At 71.6% G+C, this 25,359-nt stretch carries 18 protein-coding genes; 9 read left to right on the forward strand and 9 right to left on the reverse strand.

All coding sequences use genetic code 11. The annotated features are described in order from the left end of the window. The first annotated feature begins 271 nt into the window (after positions 1-271). The 4 genes from KVT45_RS57775 to KVT45_RS30630 all read left to right on the forward strand — a co-directional run bounded on the left by KVT45_RS57775 (position 272) and on the right by KVT45_RS30630 (position 6,967). The gene (locus KVT45_RS57775; RefSeq protein ID WP_217552365.1) at positions 272-3,283 is read left to right on the forward strand and encodes a hypothetical protein; all 3,012 of its coding nucleotides are present in this window, start codon (positions 272-274) and stop codon (positions 3,281-3,283) included. A gap of 527 nt (positions 3,284-3,810) precedes the next feature. After that, entirely contained in the window at positions 3,811-4,536 is a 726-nt protein-coding gene (locus KVT45_RS30620) for a sigma-70 family RNA polymerase sigma factor (protein ID WP_308310909.1), read from the forward strand. Continuing rightward, entirely contained in the window at positions 4,533-5,633 is a 1,101-nt protein-coding gene (locus KVT45_RS30625; RefSeq protein WP_217552366.1) for a CU044_5270 family protein, read from the forward strand. Before KVT45_RS30620 ends, KVT45_RS30625 begins: the two co-directional genes overlap by 4 nt. Before the next feature lie 146 nt (positions 5,634-5,779). After that, the gene (locus KVT45_RS30630) at positions 5,780-6,967 is read left to right on the forward strand and encodes a nitrous oxide reductase family maturation protein NosD (protein WP_217552367.1); all 1,188 of its coding nucleotides are present in this window, start codon (positions 5,780-5,782) and stop codon (positions 6,965-6,967) included. A 10-nt stretch (positions 6,968-6,977) separates the two neighbouring features. On the opposite strand, the gene KVT45_RS30635 is transcribed toward KVT45_RS30630, so the two are convergent. Further along, a complete protein-coding gene (locus tag KVT45_RS30635; protein ID WP_308310910.1) occupies positions 6,978-8,318 on the reverse strand; it encodes a helix-turn-helix transcriptional regulator in 1,341 nt (446 codons plus the stop codon). A gap of 185 nt (positions 8,319-8,503) precedes the next feature. On the opposite strand from KVT45_RS30635, the gene KVT45_RS30640 reads away from it, so the two are divergent. Then, entirely contained in the window at positions 8,504-9,214 is a 711-nt protein-coding gene (locus tag KVT45_RS30640; protein WP_217552369.1) for a DUF4232 domain-containing protein, read from the forward strand. Between the two features lie 4 nt (positions 9,215-9,218). On the opposite strand, the gene KVT45_RS30645 is transcribed toward KVT45_RS30640, so the two are convergent. Then, the gene (locus KVT45_RS30645; RefSeq protein WP_217552370.1) at positions 9,219-10,010 is read right to left on the reverse strand and encodes a DUF4239 domain-containing protein; all 792 of its coding nucleotides are present in this window, start codon (positions 10,008-10,010) and stop codon (positions 9,219-9,221) included. A 171-nt stretch (positions 10,011-10,181) separates the two neighbouring features. Here KVT45_RS30645 and KVT45_RS30650 point away from each other — a divergent pair, with 171 nt between their 5' ends. Next, the gene (locus tag KVT45_RS30650) at positions 10,182-11,204 is read left to right on the forward strand and encodes an aromatic acid exporter family protein (RefSeq protein ID WP_217552371.1); all 1,023 of its coding nucleotides are present in this window, start codon (positions 10,182-10,184) and stop codon (positions 11,202-11,204) included. Between the two features lie 147 nt (positions 11,205-11,351). Beyond that, positions 11,352-13,307 carry a WD40 repeat domain-containing protein gene (locus tag KVT45_RS30655; protein ID WP_217552372.1) on the forward strand — a complete coding sequence of 652 codons (1,956 nt, stop codon included), beginning with the start codon at positions 11,352-11,354 and terminating at the stop codon, positions 13,305-13,307. A 37-nt stretch (positions 13,308-13,344) separates the two neighbouring features. Here KVT45_RS30655 and KVT45_RS30660 read toward each other — a convergent pair whose 3' ends face one another. Next, positions 13,345-14,460 (reverse strand): endonuclease/exonuclease/phosphatase family protein, encoded by a 1,116-nt coding sequence (locus KVT45_RS30660; protein WP_217552373.1) that lies wholly within the window; start codon positions 14,458-14,460, stop codon positions 13,345-13,347. A gap of 87 nt (positions 14,461-14,547) precedes the next feature. On the opposite strand from KVT45_RS30660, the gene KVT45_RS30665 reads away from it, so the two are divergent. Continuing rightward, positions 14,548-15,243, forward strand: coding sequence for a response regulator transcription factor (locus KVT45_RS30665; RefSeq protein ID WP_217552374.1), 696 nt, complete (start codon positions 14,548-14,550; stop codon positions 15,241-15,243). Then, positions 15,236-16,300, forward strand: a complete 1,065-nt coding sequence (locus tag KVT45_RS30670) for a HAMP domain-containing sensor histidine kinase (protein ID WP_217552375.1) — start codon at positions 15,236-15,238, stop codon at positions 16,298-16,300. Before KVT45_RS30665 ends, KVT45_RS30670 begins: the two co-directional genes overlap by 8 nt. 15 nt (positions 16,301-16,315) lie before the next feature. On the opposite strand, the gene KVT45_RS30675 is transcribed toward KVT45_RS30670, so the two are convergent. The 6 genes from KVT45_RS30675 to KVT45_RS30700 form a co-directional block, all read right to left on the reverse strand. Beyond that, positions 16,316-17,569, reverse strand: coding sequence for a serine hydrolase (locus KVT45_RS30675; RefSeq protein ID WP_217552376.1), 1,254 nt, complete (start codon positions 17,567-17,569; stop codon positions 16,316-16,318). 37 nt (positions 17,570-17,606) lie between these two features. Continuing rightward, entirely contained in the window at positions 17,607-18,452 is an 846-nt protein-coding gene (locus tag KVT45_RS30680; RefSeq protein ID WP_308310911.1) for an ATP-binding cassette domain-containing protein, read from the reverse strand. Then, positions 18,449-20,365 (reverse strand): dipeptide/oligopeptide/nickel ABC transporter permease/ATP-binding protein, encoded by a 1,917-nt coding sequence (locus KVT45_RS30685; protein ID WP_254647559.1) that lies wholly within the window; start codon positions 20,363-20,365, stop codon positions 18,449-18,451. Before KVT45_RS30685 ends, KVT45_RS30680 begins: the two co-directional genes overlap by 4 nt. Positions 20,366-20,382: 17 nt before the next feature. Beyond that, positions 20,383-21,324, reverse strand: a complete 942-nt coding sequence (locus tag KVT45_RS30690; protein ID WP_254647560.1) for an ABC transporter permease — start codon at positions 21,322-21,324, stop codon at positions 20,383-20,385. 24 nt (positions 21,325-21,348) lie between these two features. Further along, a complete protein-coding gene (locus KVT45_RS30695; protein WP_217552377.1) occupies positions 21,349-22,911 on the reverse strand; it encodes an ABC transporter substrate-binding protein in 1,563 nt (520 codons plus the stop codon). A gap of 452 nt (positions 22,912-23,363) precedes the next feature. Further along, positions 23,364-25,283 carry an N-acetylmuramoyl-L-alanine amidase gene (locus KVT45_RS30700; protein WP_254647561.1) on the reverse strand — a complete coding sequence of 640 codons (1,920 nt, stop codon included), beginning with the start codon at positions 25,281-25,283 and terminating at the stop codon, positions 23,364-23,366. Positions 25,284-25,359: the final 76 nt, after the last annotated feature.

A 25,359-nucleotide genomic window follows, 5' to 3' on the forward strand; every position in this document is an offset into this window, starting at 1 on the left:
AGGTCACATCACCCCTGCGACGCATCCGCTCCCGAAACCGACACGCTCCGCGTTCGCACACGTACGACATGTGAGCACGAGGCGCAGTGCGGCCTGCGGCGGTGCGGCCCTGCACGGCACCCGCACGGCACCCGCACGGTTCCGCCGCCGGGCGGTGCGGCACCGCGGCACCGCGGCACCGCGGCACCGCGGAACAAGGTCCCGCCGCCGGGCGGTGCGGGACGCTGTGTGACAATCCCCGCCTTGACGTTCGAACAGAGATCGGGCTGCCATGCCTTCGCACAGACGCCGCTTCCTCGCCGTTCCGGCAGCCGCTCTCGCGGCGCTGGCCGTGGCCCAGGCCGTGACCTCGCTCCCGGCCGGCGCCGCGCCCGCGACCGAGGTGTCGGCGACGCTGGCCGCGCGGACGACCTCCGTGCCCGGCGCGCAGGACGTCTCCGGTTCCGGCCAAGCGGTCGTCTGGCGGCAGGGGACCTCCGCCGACACGGTGGCGCACGGCTGGCTCGCCGTCGCCGGCGGCACCCCCCAGGACCTCGGCCGGCTCGCGGACACCGACGAGACGGTGACCGTCCACGCGGTGTCCGTGCAGGACGGCGTGGTGGCGGTCGCCACCTCCACCGACCCGAACGGCGCTCTCGCCGACCACGTCACCCTGCGCCACGTCGGCTCCGGCGACGAGGACGTCCTCCCGGTCGCCTACGACAGTGCGGGCGCCGCCGGGGACGAGCGCTACCGCGGACAGGCCGGCGACGGCATCCTCGTCCAGCAGAGCTATGTGGACGACGCCTCCGCCTACCTGGTGCGCCTGCTGTTGCGCACCCCCGGCGGCACGGACCGGACCCTGCTCTCCGGCGACGAGCAGTACGAGGTCCTCGCCTCCGACGCGGACGGCGCCCTGGTGCTACGGCGGACGGCGCCCGGCTGGGGCCACGAGGTCGTGTACGTCGACTTCGCCACCGGAGCCGCGGTCACCGTGGCCGAGCCCGACACCGACGAGCTGCCGCAGGGCCTGGAGTTCACCCCCGCCCATGTCGGGGTGATCGACGGGACGACCCTGACCGAGTGGCAGCGCTCGGCACCCGGGGACGGCCCGGCCACCGTCACCCTGCCGGTCGCCGGAGCACGCTGGATCAGCGACGACACCCTCGCCTGGTACCGGCGCAACGACTCGGACGGGTCGAACGAACTGTTCGCGATGGCCAGGGACGGGTCCACGGCGGCGAAGGACCTCGGCGGGACCGTCGGCGACCTCTCGGTCGGTGACGACGGCAGCATGCGGGCGACGCTCTACCGGCCCGACCAGGACGCCGCGATCCAGACCCTCACCGAAGGCCGGGTCTCCACCGCCGCGGGCGACGCCACCACGATCCCCTCCGGACCCGCCAGGCTGGACGCCCTGGCCCTGTCCGGCGGCGCGCTGTACACGGCCGACGACTCCTCCCGGCAGGACGGGGTCCTGCTCCGCTCGGACCTGACGGCAAGCCCGTCGGGGGCCTCGGCGAGCACGCCGTCCCGGGTGCTGGCGTACTCCGGCGGCTCGGTGCACAAGACGCTGGCCGCGGCCGGCGGACGGGTCCTGGTCGAGCAGGGCGGCACCGGCGAGGAGGGCCACTACCAGGTGTACGAGGACGGCACGCTGGTCGGCACCCCGCTGGACTACACGGACGCCTCGGTGGTGACCGTCACGGACTTCGACGGTGCGCACGCACTGGTGTCGGACAAGACCACCGCGGCCAACGGCACCCTTCTCCTCTACACCTTCGCGGACGGCCACAGCGAGCGGGTGCCCTCCGGCTCCGCCCTGTACGGCGGCGCCGTGTACTCCTCGGTGCGCAACGGCACCACGTCCACCTGGTCGATCCGCCGGACCGACCTGACGACCGGCACGGCCACCACCGCCGCCACCGTGAACTGCCTGCCCGGCGACCTCCAGGTGCGCGGCTCCCGGATCCTGCTGACCACCTGCGGGGCCGCCTCCACCACCGGTCTGCTCCTCAGGACGGGCAGCTCGACCGGCACCGCCGTGGACGCCTCCGTACGCACGCCGATCCTCGGCACGGACGTCCTCTACACCTTCACCAAGTCCGCGGACACCGGCACCCTCACGCTGAACGCCCAGCCGCTGGACGGTACTTCGTCCGCGGCGCAGCCCCTGTTCACCCTCCCCTCCAAGGCCGACTCCGCCGCCGCCGAACGCTGGGCGGTCGACCGCGACGCCCCCTGGGCGGCCTGGATGGACGACGCCGGCGTCACCCACGTGACCTGGGCGGGCGTTCCCACCCCGGCCTCGGCCACCGCCCCCGCCGGCTTCAGCCCCAACGGCGACGGCTCGGCCGACACCTGGGCCCCCGCCTGGACGTACAACCGTCCGGTGAGCTGGACGCTCACCCTCAAGTCCGGCAGCACGCAGGTGCGTTCCCTGACCGGTACGGCCGCCGACGGCAAGGTCGCACCGGTGTGGAACGGCAGGACCCAGACGGGCGGCACCGCCGCCGAGGGCGCCTACAGCTGGACGCTGACCGTGCAGGACACCGTCACCGGCCGGTCGGCGGCCGACCTCACCGGCAAGGCGGCCCTGCGCCGGACGGCCCCCGCCGCCACCGTCACCGCACCGGCCGTCGCGAGCAGCGCGGCGACCAGCGCGTCCGTGCCGGTCACCTGGTCGGCGAAGACCGCGGGCGTGAAGGCGTACGACATCGGCTGGCGCGTCACCACCCGGGACAGCGCGGGTGTCTGGAAGCTCGGTCCCCTCCACACCTGGCGCACAGGCACCACGGCGGGCTCCGCGGTCTTCGGCAAGGCGGGCAGTCCCGTGCAGCCGGGCGCCGGACTCACCTACCGCTTCTACGTCCGCGCCCACGACGACGCCGGCCAGACCGGCTCCTGGAGCAAGGCGGCGACCACCGGCATCCCGGTCGACGACCGGGCGTCGGCACTGCACTACACGGGCACCTGGAAGTCGGTGTCGGCGTCCTCCGCCTGGGCGGGCACCGAACGCACCTCCACCGCCAAGGGCGCCTACGTGTCCTTCTCCGCCGACGGCACCCAGCTGCGCGTCGTCGCGACCCGCAGGTCGAGCGGCGGGCGCTTCGCGGTCGTGGTGGACGGAAAGACGGTCGGCACGATCGACACCTACGCCGCCACGACCGCCTACCGGCAGGTGGTGTTCACCCGCACCCTCGGCACCACGATCACCACCCACAAGGTCCAGCTGCGCGTCCTGTCCGGCAGCAGGCCCGGAAGGTCCACCGTCACCCTGGACGCGGTGCTGGTCACCCGCTGAGCCGATCGCAGGACAGTCCGCGGACGTACGTTCACGACGCCCGCGGGCTGCCCGGCAGGTCTGTCCTGTCGGTCAGTCCGCGTGACTGCGCCCCGGAAATGCGGCTCCCTGTTCCTGAAGCAGGCGGCCGCGGCGATCGGGTACGGCACGGAATTCGCGGCGTGTCGACATACCGCGCCATGACAGCGCGCCCGAAGCCCCCCTCGGCGGCCACGAATGGCCTGCGCTCTGCCGATCCGGCCGAACCGTGACCACGCCAGTCGATCTACGCGAAAGCTTCCCTTTCGCGCATGTCCAAGATTTCAGCACACCCGCCACAAACGGAAGCGGAGTTCCCATATCGCTGCCTCGAGATGGCGCGCACCATTGCTCGCGCGCTGCTGCGCACGCCCCCTGCGCCGCCGCCGCTCGGCGTGCCCGGCCGTATACGGTGAGCCGTCTGTGGCATCCCCGGGTGAGAGCCGGGCCAGGGATCGTGTGACGCAGGTCACGGGAAGTCGGTGCGGGGTGCCGGACAGCTCATCGAGGTGAGCACTCATCTGCGAACCCGGGTACGGGCCGGGGATCCGAGCGCGTTCGGCGAGCTCTTCGACAGCTACTCCCGCGCGGTCTACAACCATGCCTTCCGGCTGACCGCGGACTGGTCGACGGCCGAGGACGTGATGGCAGCGACCTTCATGGAGGCGTGGCGGCTGCGCGACAGGGTCGACCCGGAGGGCGGCTCCCTGCGGCCGTGGCTGCTGGGCATCGCCACCAACACCGCGCGCAACCAGTACCGGAGCAACCGGCGCTACCGGGCGGCGGCGCAGGCGGCCGCGGCGGCCGAGCTGTCGGTGCCCGACCACGCCGAGGAGGTGGCGGACCGGCTCGACGGCCGAAGACGCCTCGCGACGGCCCTCACCGCCCTCGCCTCGCTGCGCCGTGCGGAGCGCGAGGTCGTCGTGCTCTGCCTGGGGGAGGGCCTGGACTACGAGGCCGCCGCGGAGGCCCTCGGCATTCCGGTCGGCACGGTCGCCTCCCGGCTGTCCCGCGCCCGCAAGAAGCTCCGCAAGCGTGCCGAGTCCGCACCGGCCCGGCTTCAGGCATCTCCACTCGACGGCGGGAAAGGGAGGGTGAGGCGTTCCGTGGCGGCAGCGGCGTTCGGCGGGAATCTCGAAGAAAGTCCCGGAAAACGGGAAGCCGGCAGCGCTCGCCGACAGACAAGAGGCGATCACGCACACGTGATCCGGCCCGCACGGGAGGGAAACCGATGAACGCGGACACGTCCCGGCAGAACGCTGCCGAGCGGGCGGAGGGCGCACAGCTCTTCGACCGGACGGCACGCGACCTGCCGACGGGCCGTCACCAGTTCCACAAGGAGCGCATGATGGCCCGGATACACGAGACTCGGACGGAAGAGCGCACGACGGCGGCCCGGGTGAAGGCCCGGCGGATGCCGCGCGCCGCGGTCGTCCTGCCGGCGCTGGCCGCCGCCGTCGCCGGGGTGGTCGTCGCGGGGGTGGTCGTCTCCGGCGGCGGCAGCGGGGTGCGGGACGGAGGCGGCAAAGACATCGCCACCGGGCCGGTCCTGACCACCACCGTCGGTGCCGCGACCACCAAGGGCGTACCGCAACTGCTCGACCGGATCGCGCTGGCGGCGGCCGCGGAGGACCAGCCGGCCGTCAAGCCCGGCCAGTACGTCTACATCGAGTCCGAGATGGCCGACACCTTCCTGAAGACCGTCGGCGACAAGACCACCGTGGCCGGTCACAAGCTGCACCGCCGCCAGGCGTGGGAGTCCCCGGACGGCACCAAGGGCTGGCTGATCGACCCGGCCGTCAACGACAGCCCCGAGGGCGAGACCCTGAGCCTCCCCGACGAGCAGGGCAACACCCCCGAGGCGTTCCTGAACAATCCGTCGTACGACTACCTGGCCGGACTCACCACGGACCCCGACGCCCTGCTGGCCAAGATCTACAAGGAGACCGCGGGGCACGGGAACTCCCCCGCCCAGGAGGCGTTCAGCACCATCGGCGACCTGCTCGGCGAGAGCTATCCCCCCGCCGGGCTGTACTCGGCCCTCTTCAGGACCGCCGCGAAGATCCCGGGCGTGGTCGTGGTCGACGACGCGGTGGACGCGGCCGGCCGGCACGGCGTGGCGGTGGCCCGCCTCGACGAGACCAGCGGCCAGCGCGAGGAGTGGATCTTCGACCGGAAGACCCATGTCTACCTGGGCGAGCGCACGGTCCAGGTGAAGCGGGGCACCGGAACGGACGCCCTCATCAAGCCCGGCACGGTCGTCTTCACCAGCGCCGTGCTGAAGCGCGCCATCGTCGACGGCATCAAGCAGACCCCCTCGCAGGCCGGCTGACGTGTCCACGGAGACCGCCGGCCCGCGCGGCAGCGCGTGGCCGGGCGGTCCCCCTCACTTGGAGCACATCGCGCGCCGTTCCAAATCCCTTTTGATCATATTGGGTACTTTTATCCTGTTCGCCCATGTCAGGAAAAGGGAGTCCCATGAAGGGCGCTTCGAAGAGGCCGCAAAACCTGGGTACCAGAGGTGTCCTCGCCGTTCTGTCGGTCCTGGCCACGCTGGGCGCCGTGGTCGGCGTCGCACCGGCCGCCCACGCGGCGTCCACGCTGGTGGTGCCCCGTGACTACCGCACGATCCAGGCCGCGGTGGACGCGGCCGCGTCGGGTGACACGATCCTCGTCCGGGGCGGCACGTACCGCGAAGAGGTCGTCGTCAGCGGCAAGGACCTCAGCCTCAGGGGGGTCGGCAAGGGCTCGCCGGTCATCAGGTCGCCGGCGACGCTGACCCCCTTCGGCACGGACGTGCGCCACGGCGTGCCGGTGACCTCCGTGGTACGGATCGCCCATGGCGCCCACGTCCGCATGTCCGGCTTCACCGTGACCGGGCCGCTGCCCTGCGGCCGGCTCGCCAGCGGCATCACCGCACTGCAGTCGGCCCGTCTGGACCTGTCGCGCTCGCGCGTCCTCGACATGCTGCCCGCCCCGGCCTGCCCGGCCGACCAGGCATTCGGCCGGGGTGTGGCCATCGGGCTGCCGGACTTCATCCAGGTGGACGGCGCGGCCGGCAGCGCGGCTTCCGGCCGGATCACCCAGGTCACGGTCGCCCGCTACCAGACCGACGGTGTCAATGTGAACGGCCCGGGCACGGGCACGCCCTCCCCCGTGCTGGTGAAGGACAACGTCGTCACCGGCGGCGCCCGGATCCCCGCCGTCCAGGCCGGCATCGTCATCGGGGCCGCGGCGGCCACGGTGACCGGCAACGTGGTCTCCCACGCCGTGTGCACCTTCCCCGGGTGCGGCGCGGACCCGGTCAACGAGTTCCAGTCCTCCGGTGTCGCCGCCATCGGCACCGCGGCGGGCACCGAGATCTCCCGCAACCAGGTCTCCGACTCCGACGTCGGGATCTACCAGATCTTCAGCCCGAACTGCTGCCGGATCAGCGGCAATCGGCTGACCGGCAACCGGTTCTTCGGGATCGCCGTCCAGGACGGCGACGGCACGACCGACCACAACGAGATCACCGGCGGCCGGGTGGGCATCGGCGTCATCGCCGACGCCGTCGACACCACCGGCACCCTCCGCGGCGACCGGATCCGCAGAACGTCCGTCGCACCTGTCCGCGAGATCGAGTGCTGCGGGTTCAAGGCGACGGCCGTCGTCAAGCCCGGCTGAGGGGTTCCTGTCAGCCCTCCCGTTCGATCCACTCGCCGCCGCCCAGCGGGTAGTCGTAGCCCGGGCGGCCCGCGTCGGCGCTGGTGCGGAACGCGGCGCCGGCGTTGTCGATGCGGACGGTGCCGTGGCGGCTCCCGCTGGACCAGTCCAGGGTGAGGTCCCAGCGGACGTCGTGGGCCTCGGTGCGGGCGAAGACGTAGAAGACCTCCGGGTCGGACTCGCTGACCTTGTACGGGAGGTCGCGCTGGCCGTTCTTGGCGGTGACCGTGGGGCTGCCGTTGTCGAGGTCGATGTCGAACGACTTGGTCCCGACGCCGCCACCGCAGCCGACGCCCATCGAGTAGTCGTTCCAGGCGAGCGGCGCGCCCTTGCTGAGGACGCGTACGTGCAGCGCCTCCAGGACGACGGTCTCCTCGCCGGTGCCCTGGACGGTGAGGGCGACCTCCTGTTCGCCCGAGGAGACCGCCCCGTACGCCGCGGCCCAGCGCGGGGCGTCCTGCTCGTTCGCCGGCGGGCCGACCTGCGCAGGTTCGCTGTCGACCAGGAAGTGCTGGCTGCACGGGTCGTCGTAGACGTAGGGGCGCGTGTTGACGGTGAGCGGCACGGCGGCGCCGGTGGTGGTGCCGCCGGTGCCCTGGGCCCCGCTCCCCTGCTTGGCGTCGCCGGACCCGGTGGGGGTGGCGGAGGCCGATGCGGACGGCCGGTGTCCCTTCGCGGTCGGGGACGGGGAGGCGGACGTCTTCCCGGTGTCCGCCGTGCCGGTGAGGGTGCCGGTGATCGTGCCGGTGTCACCGGCCGCCCGCCGGTCGCCCGCGCCGCCGTTCCCGCCGCCGAGCGGCAGACGCGCGGCGAGCACGACGGCCCCCAGCACGGCGGCCACCGCGACGGAGGCGATCAGCACGGTACGGCGCCGCCGCGACGCCACCGGCTCGCGCGGCAGATCGACGACGACCGGCTCACCGCCCTCGCCCTCGCCCTCACCCTCACCCGGCCCGTGCGTCGTCTGCGTCGCCTGCGCTGCCTGCGCTGCCTGCGATCCGGGATCCGCCGCAGGGGCGGTGTCCGGCGCCGTGGCCTGCTCCCCCCGGCTCCCTCGTGCCGCGTCCGCCAGGATCCAGCGCCGGTGCAGCTCCACCAGCTCCTGCGGCGTCGCCCGGCAGACCCGTGCGAGGCGCTCCACCGGGGCGTACTCGACGGGCACCGCGGTGCCGTTGCAGTAGCGGTGCAGCGTCGACGTGCTCATGTGCAGCCGCTTGGCGAGCGCCCCGTAGCTCAGCCCCGAGCGGTCCTTGAGCTCCCGCAGCAGCAGCGCGAACGCCTCCGTCGCTTCGGTCTCTGTCGCCCCTGGCACCTTCCCCCACTCCCTCGCATTCCAGTCCCGCGTTCCAGGGCCATCACATCCTCCCTGGTCAGAGCGCATTTCTGCGTTCCAGCGTCCCCAACTGCCCGCTGTGCCTGGCGGTTGGGACGGATCGCCCCACAGGCTTCCGTCATCCAATCACCACCGCCACCCGAACACCGAAGGGGCACGGCCACATGTCCAACCTCCGCACCTCCCGCACCCGTCTCGTCGGCGCCGCCACGACCGTCGTACTCGCCGCGTTGTCCCTGACCGCGTGCAACGACGGCACAGGCGTCCACGCCGAGGACGTCGCGGCGGCCAGCACCCCGGCCACGGACTCCCCTTCCCCCGCGAAGTCCTCCGCCCCCTCGTCCGCCTCCGGCACCTCCGCCCCGGCGGGCACGGCCGCCACCGGCACGCCGAGGTCCGCCGCGGGCACCTCCGCCTCCACGTCGAAGGCGCCCGCCTCGACCGGCAAGCCGGTCACCTGCGAGGGGTCCGTCACCACGATGGTCGCGGCCCCGCTGAACCGCCCCGTGAACCACATGCTCCTCACGGTGACCAACACCGGCAGCAGGAGCTGCTACCTCTACGGCTACCCGGCCGTCCGCTTCGGCGAGGCGCAGGCCGTGCCCCCGGTCATCGGGGACTCGAAGCCGCAGGCGGTCGTCACGCTCGCGCCGGGCGAGTCCGGCTACGCCTCGGTGAACCTGTCCGCCACCGACGGCAGCGGCACGAACGGCCGCACCGTGAAGTCCCTGGCCGTCTACTTCCAGGGCCGCTCCGGCAACGAGAGCGTCGGCACGGGCGCGCGCCCGTCGCTGCCCGCCAAGGGCGTCTACGTCGACGACTCGCTCAAGGTCACGTACTGGCAGCAGTCGATGGACGACGCCGTCAGCTGGTGACCGCTCACCGGGTCCAGTACTGGGCGAGGGCCCCTTCCCGGTACGGGGCGGGGCTGACGCTGAGGTCGCCGGCGAAGGGGCGGTCCAGGACGAAGACCAGGAGCAGGCTGAAGCCGACGAGCCCGGCGACCGAGGCGACGAACAGAATCTGGACCCGCAGTTTGCGCATGCCGTAGAGGAACGTGAGCGGGACCAGGACAAGGGCGCCGCCGATGGCCAGGACCTGCAGCAGCAGGGGGAGTTCCTGGCGCGCCATGGTGATGCGGGCGCGCCGCTGGGAGGCGACGTCGTCGAGATGGCTGACGCTCTGCTCGTAGAAGACCTGCTCCTGCTCGCTCTTCGGGTCGTACGTCTGCAACACGTGGAAGGCGGCCCGGAGATGGGTTTCCGTCGCCCCGTAGCTGGGGTGTCCGGCGCGCATCCGGGGCCACTGGTCCTCGACGACCGCGTGTACGTAACCGCTCATGGCGGAGTCGAGACGGGCCCGCACCGTCGCCGGGAACGCGGCGGCGTCGCGGGTGATCAGCGCCGCGTCGGTGGCCTCGGAGGCGACGATGGTCTGGGTGTCCTCCAGTTGCGTCCACAGCGTGACGATCACGAACGCGAGGATGATCCCGTAGATGGCGCCGAACATCCCCAGCGTCACGCCGACCATGTCGTTGTGCTCTCCGCCGGCCAGCGACGGGTACCTGCGGCGCAGCAGCACGCTGCCGGTGACGGCCAGGAGAACGGTCCCGCCGACGGTGACGACGGCCAGCGTGAAGGTGCTGAAATGGTTGAGCAGCCACAGCGACATGTCCGTGGAGTCTAGGCCGGACAGAGCAACCCAAAATCATGTCTTCCCAGGCAACTAAGGGTATACGGGAAGAAGTTCACACCACCGGGTGACGCCCGGCGCCGACGGGGAGACCGGCCACAGGGCGTCACCGGAGGGCGGCGGGCCGTGGTGTGTGCCTATGGTGGGCAGGTGACGGGCGTTTCCCCGTGGACGCAGGTGCGCCGCAGGCTCCGCGTGCAGGGGCCGACGGCGGCCCGGATCCTGGTGATCGCGGTGCTCTGCTGGCAGGCGGCGCTGTGGGCCGGCGCCGATCAGCCACCGGTGTTCGCCGCCATCGTTCCGCTGCTGTGCCTGCGCGGTGATTCCGCCTCCTCCCTGACGGCACTGCTGCTGCGGATCCTCGGCGTGCTGGCCGGTGTGGCCCTGGGCATCACCGTGGTCAGCCTCTTCCGGCCGAGCACGCTCGTCCTCGCCGTCGTGATGGGTCTCGCCCTGCTCTGCGGGACCGTCGTCAGTTCCGGGACCACGCTGAACGTGCAGGTCGCGGTGACCTCGCTGCTGGTCTTCGCCAATCCCTCGCCGGATGCGTACGGCTTCGCACGGCTGTGGGAGAACGCGCTGGGGGGCGCGGTCACCGCCGTCCTCGGCCCGGTGCTCTGGCCGCGGGACCCCCGCCGGCAAGCGGCGACGCTGGCGCGGGAGTGTGCGGCCGGTCTGGCGGAGAGCCTCGTACGCAGCACGCGCGCGATCGGGTCGCCGGACGCGGCGTCCGCGAACCGGGCGTCGGCGCAGGCGGAGGCGGACCGGCTGCGCCGCTACGGGGCTCAGGCGCGGGACGCGGAAAAGGCGATGCGGTTCAATCCGCTGCGGCGCCGCCACCGTGCCGAGGTGACCGAGCTGGGCGACCGGATCGGCCGCGCCGTCCAGGCGGTGCCCCATCTCCTGGCCCTGGCCGCCGAGGTCGAGTTCTTCAGCATGCGCGACGGGCCCACCCCGGCCCTCGCCCGGGCCCGGACAGGCCTCCTCCCGGTCGCCGAGGCCACCGGGCGCGCCCTGGAGGCGGTCCTGGCGGGGCGGGACCCGCGCGAGGACACGGGCGTCGCGCGCGCCGGACTGGCCCGGTACGCCAAGGACGACACGGAGCCGATGGCCGTGGTGCTCCGCAGGCCGTTCACCAGGATCCTCGACCTCTGCGACGGTTCCGGGGACTGAGGAAACGAGAGGTACCCCCTCCGCGGCCGTTTCCCGGAACATCATCTAGTCTTCGCTCACTCGCCACCCGCGACCCATGGTTCACCCACAGCGGACGCACGGGTGGCACCCACTTGCGCTCATCTTCGTTCCGGGGGGATCGACACCGTGCGTCTGCGCACCCTTCCGGCCGCCACAGCCCTGGCGGCCCTGTTCGGCTCGGTGGTGCTCGCCGCACCGGCGTCCGCCGACTCCAGCACGCCCATACCGGTCTGGAGCGCGGACGACACCGTGGTGGACGGCGTCCACCAGCGGGTCTTCATCAGCGACGGCTACGACAGCCAGATCGTCGTCACCGACCTCACCGGCAAGGTCGTCACCAAGCTCACCGGCCTGGCCCAGGTCCGCGACCTGGAGCTGAGCCCGGACTCCGGCACGCTGTGGGCCGCGGTCCAGGGCGCCGACAAGATCGTCGCCATCGACACCGCGCAGCTCACGCAGACCGCCGAGTACCCGACGGGCGACAGGACGTTCCCCTCCCGGCTCGCGTACGCCGACGGCAGGCTGTGGTTCGGCTACGGCGACCAGTGGGACTCCGGGCTCGGCGAGGTCGACCTGACCGCCGGGACGCCCGCGGTGGCCCTCGACCTGGCGGCCGGCCACGACTTCTCCGGCCCGCCCGACCTCTACGCCGACCCCGACAACCCGGGCACGCTGCTCGCGCTCGACTCGAACATCAGCTCCGGCCCGATCGTCGTCTACGACATCTCCTCCGGCACCCCGGTGATCCGCGTCTCCGCCGAGAAGAACGGCTTCTTCAGCGACGCGGCCCTCACCCCGGACGGCCAGAACGTCGTCGTCGCCGGCCCCGGGACGCGGGCGCTCACCGAGTACCGCCTCTCCGACCTGTCCGAGGTCCGCACCTTCCCGACCGTCTCGGAACCGGAGACGGTCAGCGTCGCCCCGGACGGCACGGTCGCGGCCACCGTCCTCGACACCGACGGCATCGGCGACACCTACGTCTTCGGCGCCGACCCCGCCCAGCCGCCCGGTGTCCGCGACCTGTCGCGCTCCTGGATGCCGGACGGCGGGCACTCCACCAGCTGGTCGGCCGACGGCTCGCAGCTGTTCGTACTGACCGGGTACGTCGGCGCCATGCAGTTCCAGACCGTCGACGCGCCCCGCCTGTACGCCCCCACCCTGACGGCCGCCGCCCCGGCGAAGGCCACCCGCGCCGAGTCCCTCACCGTCAAGGGCAGGCTCACCGCGAACCTGGCGCTGCCCGCGGGCACCCCGCTCCAGGTCACCCGCACCGACCTGGACTCGCCGAACGGCAAGTCCCTCGGCACCAAGTACCTCGGCACGGGCGGCTCGTACTCCTTCACGGACACCCCGCCGGCCGGCGGCAAGGTGAAGTACACGGTGACGTACGCCGGTGACACCACGCACACCGGGGCGACCGCCTCGGACACCGTCGACGTCTCGCGCGCCACGCCCGCGCTGACGCTGAACAACAACGGCAAGGCGTACGACTACGCCAAGTCCGTCACGTTCACCGCGCACCTGGGCTCGACGTACAAGAACCGCAAGGTCGAGATCTGGGCCGACCCGTACGGCTCCGACAAGCCCAACACCCTGGTGAAGTCGGGCACGGTCAACTCCGCGGGCAACCTCTCGGTCGCCGTCACCCTGAAGCGGAAGACCAAGCTGACGGCGAAGTTCGCGGGCGACGCGCACTACGCGCCGAGGACGGTGTCGAGCACGGTCGGCGCGCGGGTGAAGGTCTCCTCGACGCTCGCCGGTGCCTACAGGACCAAGTACACGTGGAGCCACACGTACTACTTCTTCAGGCAGTCCAAGGACCCGGTCGTCACGACCACGATGACGGCGTACCCGGGCCGCAAGCAGCTGCTGCAGGTCCAGGTCTACTACGACGGCGTCTGGCAGACCACGGACAAGGAGTACTTCAAGCTCGACTCCTCGGGGAAGTCCGTCGTCACGCTCACGGGCACCCCGCCCACCGGCTACCGCTTCCGGGTCCGCGACTCGTACATCAGCGGCTCGGGGGACAGCGTGAACACGACGACGTACGGCGCCTGGAAGTACCTCACCTTCACGAAGTGACGGGAGAACCGGCAGGCGAGCCGGCCGGGACCGATGTTCACCAGCTGACGGCGGCCGCCACCGGCAGGTGGTCGCTGCCGGTGGCGGGCAGCAGCCAGGCGCTCTCCGGCCGTACGCCTCGGACCAGGATCTGGTCGATCCGCGCCACCGGGAACCTCGCCGGCCAGCTGAAGCCGAAGCCGTCCCCGGCCAGGTCCTGCGCCGACTCCAGCCGCGAGGTGAGGCCGGCGAACGCGCGGTCGTCCAGGGTGCCGTTCAGGTCGCCGAGCAGCACCACCCGCTGGTCCGGCTCGGCGGCGACGGCCTTGGCGAGCGCCTTCGCGCCGCGGTCCCGGCTCTCCGTCCAGAAGCCGCTGCCGGGAAGCACCCGTACGGACCCCAGATGGGCCACGTACACCGCCAGCGGACCCCGGTCCGTGGCCACCGTGGTGCGCAGCGCCCGGGTCTCGGCCGACCTGGCGTCGGCCGGCTTGGTGGCCGCCAGCGGCCCGTAGTCCGTCTCGATGTCGACCGGCCGGGTGTCCGACAGCGGCAGCCTGCTCCACACCCCGACCGTGCCCAGCACCGCGTGGTACGGGTACGCCTTCGCCAGCTCCTTCTCGTACATGCCCGCGGCCTGCGGGGTGATCTCCTCCAGGGCCAGCACGTCCGCCCCGGAGGCGGCCAGGTCGCGGGCGGTGCCGGCCGGGTCGGGGTTGCCGGCGTCGACGTTGTGGCTGACCACGGTGAGGTCGCCGCCCGGGCCGGACCTGTTGCCGAGCAGCCCGCCGAAGAGGCTCAGCCACACCGTGACCGGCAGCACCAGCGCGACCACCGCGGAGGCGGAGCGACGCCACAGCGCCCCCGCCAGCAACACCGGAACGAACAGGCCGAACCACGGCAGGAAGCTCTCCACCAGGCTGCCGAGGCCCCCGCGGTCCGTGATCCGCGCGTGCAGCAGCATGAGCAGGCCGAGCAGCAGCGCCGACGCCGCGAGCACCCGGCCGCGCCGCCAGGGCCCGGGCCGGGTGCCGGCGCGCACCGCCCGGCGGATGCGCGCGCGCCAGGTGCCGTGGCCGGTGTCCCGAGGGACGACGTCGGTCAGGCCGAGGGCGTCAAGGGGCCGTCGGATGCGGCGGGACGTCGTTCGTGCCGAGGGCGGGACTCGATGCATACCGCCAGCCAAGGCGACGCCGTGTTGCCGGCGCGTATGCGGTTTTCGATACGCCGACGACAGGTGCCGGCTCGTAGCCTCGAAGGCATGCGTGTGCTGATTGTCGAGGACGAGCCCTACCTGGCCGAAGCCATCCGCGACGGCCTGCGTCTGGAGGCGATCGCGGCCGACATCGCGGGCGACGGCGGCACGGCTCTGGAGCTGCTGGGGGTCAACAGCTACGACATCGCCGTCCTCGACCGCGACATCCCCGGACCCTCCGGTGACGAGATCGCCAGACGTATCGTCGCCTCCGGCAGCGGCATGCCGATCCTGATGCTCACCGCGGCGGACCGTCTCGACGACAAGGCGTCCGGGTTCGAGCTCGGCGCCGACGACTACCTCACGAAACCCTTCGAGCTCCAGGAACTCGCGCTCAGGCTCAGGGCGCTCGACCGCAGACGCGCCCACAGCAGGCCCCCCGTACGGGAGATCGCGGGTGTGCGTCTTGACCCGTTCCGCAGGGAGGTCTACCGGGACGGCCGCTATGTCGCGCTGACCAGGAAGCAGTTCGCCGTGCTGGAAGTTCTCGTCGCCGCCGAAGGCGGTGTCGTCAGCGCCGAGGACCTTCTGGAACGCGCGTGGGATGCGAACGCCGACCCGTTCACCAACGCCGTGCGCATCACGGTCTCGGCACTGCGCAAGCGTCTCGGCGAACCCTGGATCATCGTCACGCTGCCCGGCGCCGGGTACCGCATCGACACGCAGCCGGAGGCCGGACCCGAGGGGGGCGGGCGTGGATAGGGCACCCGGGCTGAGCGTGCGCGTCAAACTCACCCTCAGCTACACCGGATTCCTGCTGCTGGCCGGTGTCCTGATGCTCACGGCCGGGTGGGTGTTCCTGAACCGGGTGAACCACGTCGGGCTCGTCCTCATCCCCGACTACCGCTACGCCGTCGTGCGCTCCTTCGCCCCGACCGCGGCCGTCGCGCTGGCGTTCCTGCTGGTGTTCGGCCTGGTGGGAGGGTGGTTTCTGGCCGGCCGGATGCTCGCTCCGCTGACCCGGATCACGGACGCCACCCGCATCGCCGCGAACGGATCGCTCTCCCACCGGATCCTGCTGCCGGGCCGCGAGGACGAGTTCCGCGAGCTGGCCGACGCCTTCGACACGATGCTCGAACGGCTCGAAGCACACGTCGCCGGACAGCAGAGGTTCGCGGCCAACGCCTCTCACGAGTTGCGCACCCCGCTGGCGATCTCGAAGGCGCTTCTCGACGTGGCCCGCGCCGACCCCGACCACGACACCCGCGAGATCATCGACCGCCTCCACGCCGTCAACACCAGGGCGATCGACCTCACCGAGGCGCTGCTCCTGGTCAGCCGGGCCGACCAGCGGTCCTTCGCCCGCGAACAGGTCGACCTGTCCCTCATGGCGGAGGAAGCCACCGAGACACTCCTCCCCCTCGCGGAGAAGAACGGCGTCACCCTTCGGACCAGCGGCGACATCACCCCCACGACCGGATCGCCCGCGCTCCTGCTGCAGCTGACCACGAACCTCGTGCACAACGCGATCGTCCACAACCTGCCCGAGCGGGGCACCGTGTGGGTCCATACCCGCGTCGGCCCCGGGAACGTGGTGCTCACCGTCGAGAACACCGGCGAGCCGGTCACCCCGCAGCTGGCCTCGACCCTCACCGAACCGTTCCGGCGCGGCACCGGACGCATCCACGCCGACCACGCGGGCGTCGGCCTCGGCCTCGCGATCGTCAAGACCATCACCCAGGCACACGACGGAACGCTCACCCTCGGCCCACGCCCGGCCGGCGGGCTCCGCATCACCGTGGAACTACCCGCGCCATGACCGGCCGGGGCCGGTTCACGTGGTCATGGCCTGGTACACGAGGTTCCGCAGCTGGCGGCGGATGGGCGTGCGGTGCCTGCCCCAGGTGACGACCTGGGTGCAGAACACGGCGGTGACGCCGTCGACCGGGTCCACGAAGAAGTGCGTGTTCGCCGCGCCGGACCAGCCGAACTCCCCCTTGTTGCCGAACGAACCCGCGCGGACGGGATCCGTGACGACGTAGAACCCCAGCCCGAAGCCACAGCCGCGGTGCTCGTCGTCGGGGTACTTGGCGAACGAGTTCAGATCGGCGCCGCCGGGCAGGTGGTTGGCCGTCATGAACGCGAGCGTGCGGGGACCGAGCAGCCGCTCGCCGTCGAGTTCGCCGCCGCGCACCAGCATGGCGGCGAACCGGTGGTAGTCCGCCAGGGTCGACACCAGTCCGGGCACGCCGCTGCCGGACGGGAACTCCGCCGGCCGGCGGAACGTGGGCCGCAGTTCCTGGTTCACGGCGAGGCGGCCCGAAGCGGGGTCCGGGCTGTAGATCTCCGCCAGGTCCGGCACCCGCTCGGGCGCCAGCGAGAACGTGGTGTCGGTCATCTTGAGCGGGCCGAGCACGTTCGCCTCGATGAACCGGTCGAGGGTCTCGCCGCTGCAGACCTCGATGATCCGGCCGAGCACGTCGACGCCGAGCGAGTAGTTCCACGCGGTGCCCGGTTCGAACAGCAGCGGCAGCCCGCCCACGTCGGCACACATCTGCCGGAGTGTCGTGCCCGGCAGCGGAAGCACGTCCTGGCCCGCCTGGCGGTACAGGGCGTCCACCGGGTCCATGTGGGCCAGCCCGAGGGTCAGCCCGGCGGTGTGCGTGAGCAGGTGGCCCACGGTCACCGGGCGGGCGGCCGGGCGGACCCGCAGGCTCCCCGGTGACCCGCCGTCGTACACCGTCATGTCCGTGAACTCGGGAACGTACGCGCCGACCGGGTCGTCGAGTCCGAGCAGACCCCGCTCCACCAGCATCATGACGGCGACGGAGGTCACCGGTTTCGTCATGGAGTAGAGACGCCACAGCGTTCCGGGCTCGACCGGCAGCCCGAGTTCGAGGTCCCGGAGTCCGCCGCCCGCCGCGTACACGGGCTCTCCGTTCCGGGCCACGAGCGCCGACCATCCCGGGACGACCCCGAGTTCCGTCTGCCGGTCGAAGAACTCGGTGATCCGCCCCAGCCGTTCCGCGCTGAACCCGGACCGCTCCGGGGGCCTGGTCACGCCGAGACGGTCGGTGAACTGCTGCATGGGTACCTCCGCGTACCGAAGTCGGGGACCGTCCGCGTCAGCGGGCGGAAGGAGCCGGGGCGCCGCCGACCCCGCCCGCCGTCAGGAGCCGTCGGGTGTAGGGGTGTGCCGCGTCGGCGTAGACCTCCTCGGTCGTGCCCTTCTCCACGACGTCGCCGCGGTACAGGACGACGATCCGCTGGGCGAGATGCCGGACCACGGCGAGGTCGTGGGAGATGAACAGGTAGCTGACGCCCGTCTCCCGCTGGAGTGTGGTGAAGAGGTTCAGGACCTGTGCCTGGACCGACAGGTCGAGCGCGCTGACCGGTTCGTCGCACACGATGAGCTTGGGCGACATCACCAGGGCGCGGGCGATCGCGATCCGCTGCCGCTGGCCTCCGGAGAACTGGCGCGGGTAACGGCCGGCCGCCTCGCCCGGCAGCCCCACCAGCTCCAGCACCTCCCGGATCCGCTCCAGGACCACGGACCGCTCGTCGCGCGAGTGCACCAGCAGGGGTTCGGCCAGGGTCTGGCCCACGGTCAGCGCCGGGTTGAGGGAACCGTTGGGGTCCTGGAAGACGGCCTGGACGCTCTTGCTCAGCTCCCTGCGCCGGGCACCGGCGGCATGGGTGACGTCCTGGCCGTCGAAGAGGATCGTGCCCCGCGTGGCGGGTGTCAGACCGAGCACGGCACGGCCCAGGGTCGACTTGCAGGAACCGGACTCCCCGACCAGGGCGACGGTCTCGCCCGGCCGGATGTCCAGGGACACGTCCCGGATGGCCGGAGTGCCCTTGCCGCGGCGGTGGTACGACACCGACAGGTCGCGGACGTCGAGCAGCGGCCGTCCGGTCGCGTCGAGCGTGTCGATCGCGTCGGTCGCGTCGGTCGCGTCGGTCGTCGTCACGAGGACACCTCCAGCTCTTCGCCTGCCAGGACGCAGCGGGCGACACCGTCGTCACCGGGCTGTGTCAGGGCGATCGGCGCCTGCGTGCACCGGTCGACCCGGTCGGGACACCGGTCGGCGAAGTGGCAGCCGACGGGCCACTGTCCCGGGGGCGGCACGGTGCCGGGGATGGTGGGGATGGGTTCGCCCACCGCCGCCAGCCGCGGGTTCGCGGCGAGCAGCCTGCGGGTGTAGGGGTGGACCGGCGCGGTCATGACGCGGTCCGTCGGACCGGCCTCCACCACCTGGCCCGCGTACATGACCAGGGCGGTGTCGCATGCCTCCGCTATGACGTCCCAGTCGTGACTGATCATCAGCAGGGCCATGCCCGTGTCCCGCTGGATCGTGCGCAGCAGCTGGACGATCTCGCGCTGGACGGTGACGTCGAGCGCGGTGGTCGGTTCGTCCGCGACGAGGATGCGCGGACGTCCGGCCAGCGCGACGGCGATGGAGACGCGCTGCGCCATGCCACCCGAGATCTGCGACGGGCGCAGCTTCAGGACCCGGTCGGGATCGGGGAGTTGGACCTGGGTGAGCAGTTCCCGGGCCCGGAGCGTGGCCTCCTTGCGGGAGAGCTTCTCGTGGGTGCGCACCGCCTCGCGCAGCAGGTGGCCGATCGTGAACAGAGGGTCGAGGCCGACCATGGGCTCCTGCGAGACGAAGGCGATGGTGCCGCCGCGCAGGTCCCGCCACTTGGCCGCGCCGAACGAGCCGACGTCCACGCCGTCGATCTCGACCGTGCCCGAGGAGACGCGGGCCCCGTTCGGCAGCAGGCCGAGCAGCGCCAGCCCGGTCATGGACTTGCCGCAGCCGGATTCGCCGACCAGTCCCACCGTGCGGCCCTGCCCCACGGTCAGGCTCACGTCGCTGATCAGGTCGACCGCACCGGCCGCGGTGTCCGCGGTGACGGTCACGCCGGTCAGCCGTACGACCGGGTTCGGCTCCGCCAGCAGCCATGCGTCGTCGGACTCGGGTACCGCCGCCGCGGCCACGGCCGGGCCGGATGCCCTGCGGCGCCGGGCCGGCGCCGCGACCGACGCGCCGGACCAGCGCTCGGCGAGCATGTCGCGCAGGCCGTCGCCGAGGACGATCAGCGCCGCGGCCGTGACGGCGATCAGCCCGCCCGTCGGGATGGCCAGCCAGAGGCTCTCGTTCAGGGTCTGCGAGGCGTCGGCCATCATGCCGCCCCAGGAGGGGGCGGGCGGCTTCACGCCGAGGCCGATGGCGTTGATGCCGGACGCGATGAGCAAGGTGCCCACGCATGCCAGCGCCGCGTTCACCAGGATCAGGCCGGTGATCCTCGGCAGCACGTGCCGGCGGGCCACGCGCCAGGTGCCGAGCCCGGACACCCGCGCCGCGGCGACATAGGTCTCCCGGCCGACCGTCAGTGTCGCCGACCGGACGACCCGCATCATGCCGGGCACCGACAGCAGGCCGATCACGACCATGGCCGCGGTCATGCTCTGCGAGAACAGGGCCAGCACGATCAGCAGCAGGATGATGCCGGGGATCGACATCACCACGTCGGCCGTCCGCATCAGCACCGCGTCGAGCAGCCCCCGGCGCAGGCCGATGACCAGGCCGAGGGGAACCGCGATCACCAGGGTGATCACCACGGCGATCGCGATCTCCCGGAACGTGTCCGCGCCGCCGTACATCAGCCGCGACAGCACGTCGCGGCCGAGCCGGTCGGTGCCGAGCAGGTGCTTCGCGCTCGGCCCGGCCAGCGCCGCGGTGAAGTCCGCCTGCTGCGGCGGATACGGCGCGAGCCACCGGGCGCCGAACGACGCGATCAGCTCCAGGACCAGGATCACGGCCGGGATCGCGATGCGCGGCCGGCGCAGGACGCGACGCAGGAACGGCACGTCGGGCATCGAAGTCTCCTGTGCGCTCATGCGGCGACCGCCTGCGGGTTCAGCCGGCCGACGGCGAGGTCGAGCAGGAGGTTCAGTCCGACCACGATGAGGGTGAAGTACACCGCCACTCCCTGGATGACCGGGATGTCGCCGCTGGACGCGGCCGTGACCGCCGCGCTGCCCAGACCGGGCAGGCCGAAGAGTTCCTCGACCACCACGGCTGCGCCGAGCAGTCCGATGAGGTTGTTGCCCGCCACGGTGAGGACCGTGACGGAGACGTGCCGCAGGGCGTGCTTGAACAGGATCGACCGCTCGCTGACGCCGTTGGCCCGCAGGTTCCGTACGAAGTCCCGGCTCAGCACGTCGGCGAGCTGCTCACGCGTCTGCTTGGCGATCACCGTGACCAGCGCGAAGGCCAGGGCGGCCACCGGCAGCAGCAGCGAGCGCAGCCAGCCGCCGGGGGACGTCCCGAAGAACACGTATCCGTTCGCCGGCAGCAGGCCGAACCGGGTGTTGAAGATCCAGATGCCCAGCAGACCGACCCAGAACGCGGGGATGGTCATACCGGCGATGGACGCGATGTCCGCGGTGACCCGCGTGGCGCGCCCGCCGCGCGCGCCGGCCATGCCCAGTACGACTCCGACGACCAGCGCGAGCAGGGTGGTCGCGATCACCAGGGAGAGCGTCACCCCCAGCCGGGTGTTGAGCGCGCCCGAGACCGACTCGTTGCTGCTGATCGACTGCCCGAGGTCGCCGTGCACCGCGTCCTTCAGCCAGGCCCAGTAGCGCTCCCAGACCGGCTGGTCGAGGTGGAGGCGGTGCCGCAGTGCGGCGACCGCCTGGGGTGAGGCGTTCAGTCCTCCGATGGACCGGGCGGCGTCACCCGGTACGAACAGCTGGAGGAAGAAGGTGAGCGCCGAGACGAAAAGCAGCAAGGGGACGGCCTGCACGATCCGCATTCCGCTGGTTCGCCACATGACGTGGTGCCTTTCTCGGTGGGGTCACTTGGCGGCGTAGAGGGACGTCAGGTCCGGCGTGAGGTTCGTGGACGAGAGGTCGATGCCCTTCAGACCCGGCCGGGCGTAGACGATCTTCTGGAGGGAGGCCATCGGAATCGTCCAGGACAGGTCGGACAGGCGCTGTTCGAACTTCTGCCAGCCCTGCTCCTGGAGCTGGGCGGTCGACGCGGCGGCGGCCTGGCTGTAGAGCGAGTCGAGCTGCTTGTCGTTCTCCTTGAACGGATTGCCCCAGCTGTACAGAAGGTCGTTGCCCTGGGCGTACGGCGGGGCGATTCCGGCGCCGTAGTCGAACATCATCGCCGGGTACTTGGTGTAGGTGGAGTAGAGCTCGTTGACGTTCGCCGGGACGTTGATCTTGACGTTGATCCCGATGTTCGCCATCTCCGCGGCGAAGGCCTCCGCGGCCTGGGACTCCCCGACACCCGTGAGGTTCACGGTGATGGGCAGGGTGAAGCCGTTGGGGTAGCCCGCCTCCGTCAGCAGCTTCTTGGCCTTGGTGACGTCGTAGGCGTACTTTCCTTCGCTGCCCTGGGTGTAGCCGCTCGTGTCCGGGAGGACGGGATAGTCCCAGCCCTTGGCGTACGTGCCGTACAGGGCCTTGGCGATCGAGTCGCGGTTGATGCCGTACATCATGGCCTGCCGCACCCGCAGGTCACCGAGGGCCTTGACCATGGTGCCCGTCCGGTCCATGACCATCAGCTCCATGACCGAGTAGGGGCTCGACAGGACCTGGAACCCGGCGGACCTCGCGGACTTCGCGGTCGTGGAGTCACCGAGCGCGTAGTCGACCTCCCCGGAGCGGAAGGCGCTGAGCATGGTGTTCTCGTCCTTGATGACCTTGACTACGACCTTCTTCCAGTGCACCCGCGACTTGTCGAAGTACGTGGGGTTGGGGACGTACGTATAGGTCTGCCCGGAGACGGTCTGCGACGCGTCGATCATGTACGGCCCGGCGCCGTGCGTCGTGGTCCCGAGTTCGTCCGTCCTGCCGAGGCCGGTGGGGCTGATGATCTCTCCGGTCGTCGGTCTGGAGAGATAGAGCGGTATCAGCGGATCGGACGTCTTGAGGTGGAGACGGAGCTTGAGAGGGGAGAGGACGTCGATCGATCCCACCGGCGCCAGGTCGGCCGCCAGCGGACCGCCGGCCTTGGCGTAGTACTGGAGCGACTTCTTCACGCCCGCGGCGGTGAGTGCGGAGCCGTCGTTGAACTTCACGCCGGACCGCAGGGTGATGTCGAAGGTCTTGCTGCCGGAGCCGACGTAGCCCCACTTGACCGCGAGGTCGGGCACGTACTTCCCGTCCGCGGTCTGGCGGATCAGCGTGTCGTACGCCAGCTCGAAGTAGTACTGCTGCGGGTCGGCGGAACCACCCAGAGCCGGGTTGAGGCTGTTGGGCGCGATGGCCGAGGCAACCGTCAGGACGTCCGGGTTCTGGGCCTTCGCGGTACCGGACGAGGCGCTGTTCCCGCCGCCGCACGCGGCGGTCAGGAGCGCCAGCCCGGCGGCACCGGCCGTGGCTGTGAGAGTAAGGCGCGAGCGTGTCAACTGAACCTCCGGCGTCGGGGGATCGATTCGCGGTGTGAGTCCGCGCGATGTCGGGGGCGGCAGGGCGGTCCCCGGGTGGGTGGGGGTTCGGAAAGCCGAGGGCATGGCCCGGCTTCGGGTGAGCGCCGGAGTGGGGCCGGTGCGTGGCGGCGTCCTCGGTGCTGCGGGGAAACGGTCAAGAGGACGCTGTTAAGCCGGCTTCTGTGGAGGCCGGCCTGAGCGGTGTGCGGGGCCTGACGGATGGGTTCGATGCTCGCGCGGCGGTATGACGCATGAGACCGCCTCTCAGCGGAGCCCCTGGAATCGAGTTGGTTCATTGTTCGGCCGACATTCGGATTTCCAGAACGACAGGAGTCCGCTCAGCGGACCGCGGCGCAAATGAGACGTGCCCGGAGCCGTTCGGCTCCGGGCACGTCTCGGTGTTCGGGTTCTCCCCTGTACGGGGTCCGGGATCAGTCGGCTTCGGTGGCCGTCACGTCGGCCGCGTTCACGTAGATGGTCCGGTTGTTGAACTGGGCCTGGTAGTACTTCGCCGCGCCCTTCACCACGGCGCCCGAGGTGAAGAAGTCGTCGGCGGGCGCGGCCGGCTGGTCCACGACGTAGGCCTGGCCGACCGGGATCCGGTAGCCGGGCGCGGTGAGCGCGACCTGCCTCGACGGCGACAGGCCGGCGGGGTACTCGGACGCCGCCGGGTACGCCTGGCCGTACAGCGGCGCGGCGCCGGGGCCCACGGCCGCGATGACCGTCACGCCCGTGGTCGGGACGGTGTTCCGCCCGCACGGGTTGTAGATCCAGCCCTCCTGGCCGTCGTACCAGATCGCGGTCCAGTCGCCCTGGCGGTCGGCCACCACGAACTGCTGACCGGCCTGGACCCGGTCGCTCCAGTCACTGATCCCGTCCGTGCCCGCCGTCAGGCTGGGGTGCACATTGGGGTCGAGGAGCAGCGGCGCGTCGGCGGCCGGTGCCTGGCGCACGAACAGCGAGTTCGACGCCTGCGCGACCTCGCCGCAGGCCGTCGTCGCGCCGGTCGGGTCGTCGATCGGGCAGACCGTGTAGGACTGGGTGTTCTCCTTGAAGTCCGGGGCGATGGTCACCACCGAGCCGGCCTCGCCCACACCGTGCCGGCCCGTGTCGGTGGGCGCGCCGAGCAGTTTCATGAAGCGGTTCCAGTCCCAGGCCGTGCCCGGGTCCCAGTGCTGCTTGGCGAGGTTCGAGTCGAGCGAGCCGGGAACGTTGTCATGGCCCAGGATGTGCTGCCGGTCCAGCGGAACGCCGTACTGCTGGGCGAGGTAGGTGACCAGCTCCGCGGTCTGCCGGTAGGTGGCGTCGGTGTACCACTGGGCGCCCTGCGCGGTGAAGCCCGCGTGCTCGATCGAGACCGAGTGCAGGTTGTAGTGGTAGTTGCCGACGGCGTACGCGATGTCCTCGACCGGCATCAGCTGCGTGGTGCTGCCGTCCGTGTCCATCAGGTAGTGGGCGGACGCGACCGCGCCGGTGGCCGTCAGGGTCGCCAGCGCACTGGCGAAGGAGCCCTCGGCGGTGTGCAGGACGATCCGGTCGATCTGGATGCCGTTCGCGGGCCTGTCGGACACCTGGCCGTTGCTGCCCGTGACGGCGACCGGCGCGTACGTGCAGGCCATGGAGGACGGGCACTCGGCGCCGGCGGTGGCGGTCGCGCTCTTCAGCTCCAGCTTGTCCAGCTGGGACAGCTCGGGCCTGGCAGCCTTGTCCGCGGCCAGGCGCAGCGTTCCCCAGGCGGTCTTCTGCTCGGCACCCGACGTGATGGCCCCGAAGACGTCGTCGACGTATCCGGTGGCGGCCTTCTCGTCCGTGAGCCTGCTGTACCTGGCCACGGCCGCGGTCCAGTCGGACGGGTTCTCCGACAGGCCGCCGGTGAGGGTCTTCTGGTAGGACGCCAGCAGAGCGGCCGTGCCCTCCAGGTTGGCCCCGCGGTCGGTCCTCAGCCGGGACGCGGGTATGCCGGTCAGCTTCGACGCCGTCCGCAGGGTGTGCATGCCGGCCCGGTTCACCAGCGAGGCCAGGTCCGAGCGGCCACCGGCGCCGGCCGCTCCGTCGACGAGCATGCTCGTCGTCACGTCGGTGAGGTTGCCGAGGCCGTAACCGCCCTTGTCGCTGTAGCCCGGGTGGGACTGCCAGCCGGACTCCTCGCGGGTGACCCCCATGAGCACGGGCAGGGGGACGTCGTACTTGGCTGCCGCGGCCGCGAAGTCGGCCTGGGCGCCGGACGGCTGGGAGGTCTGGGTCTGCGCCTGCGCTCCGGACGGCAGGAGCGCCAGCACCCCGGCCGCCACGGCGGTTCCGGCGACGGCCGGCACCAGCCGCCGCTTGGGCTTCCGTCTCTGCAAGGTCATGCTGTTCCGTTCTTCGTCGACATCGCCTTGAAGAGAGGACAGACGGAGCGGGCCCGCGGTTCCGTTCGAGAGCGCC

Origin of the sequence: Streptomyces sp. GbtcB6, from assembly GCF_019091475.1 — a bacterium.
Taxonomy (GTDB): domain Bacteria; phylum Actinomycetota; class Actinomycetes; order Streptomycetales; family Streptomycetaceae; genus Streptomyces; species Streptomyces hyaluromycini.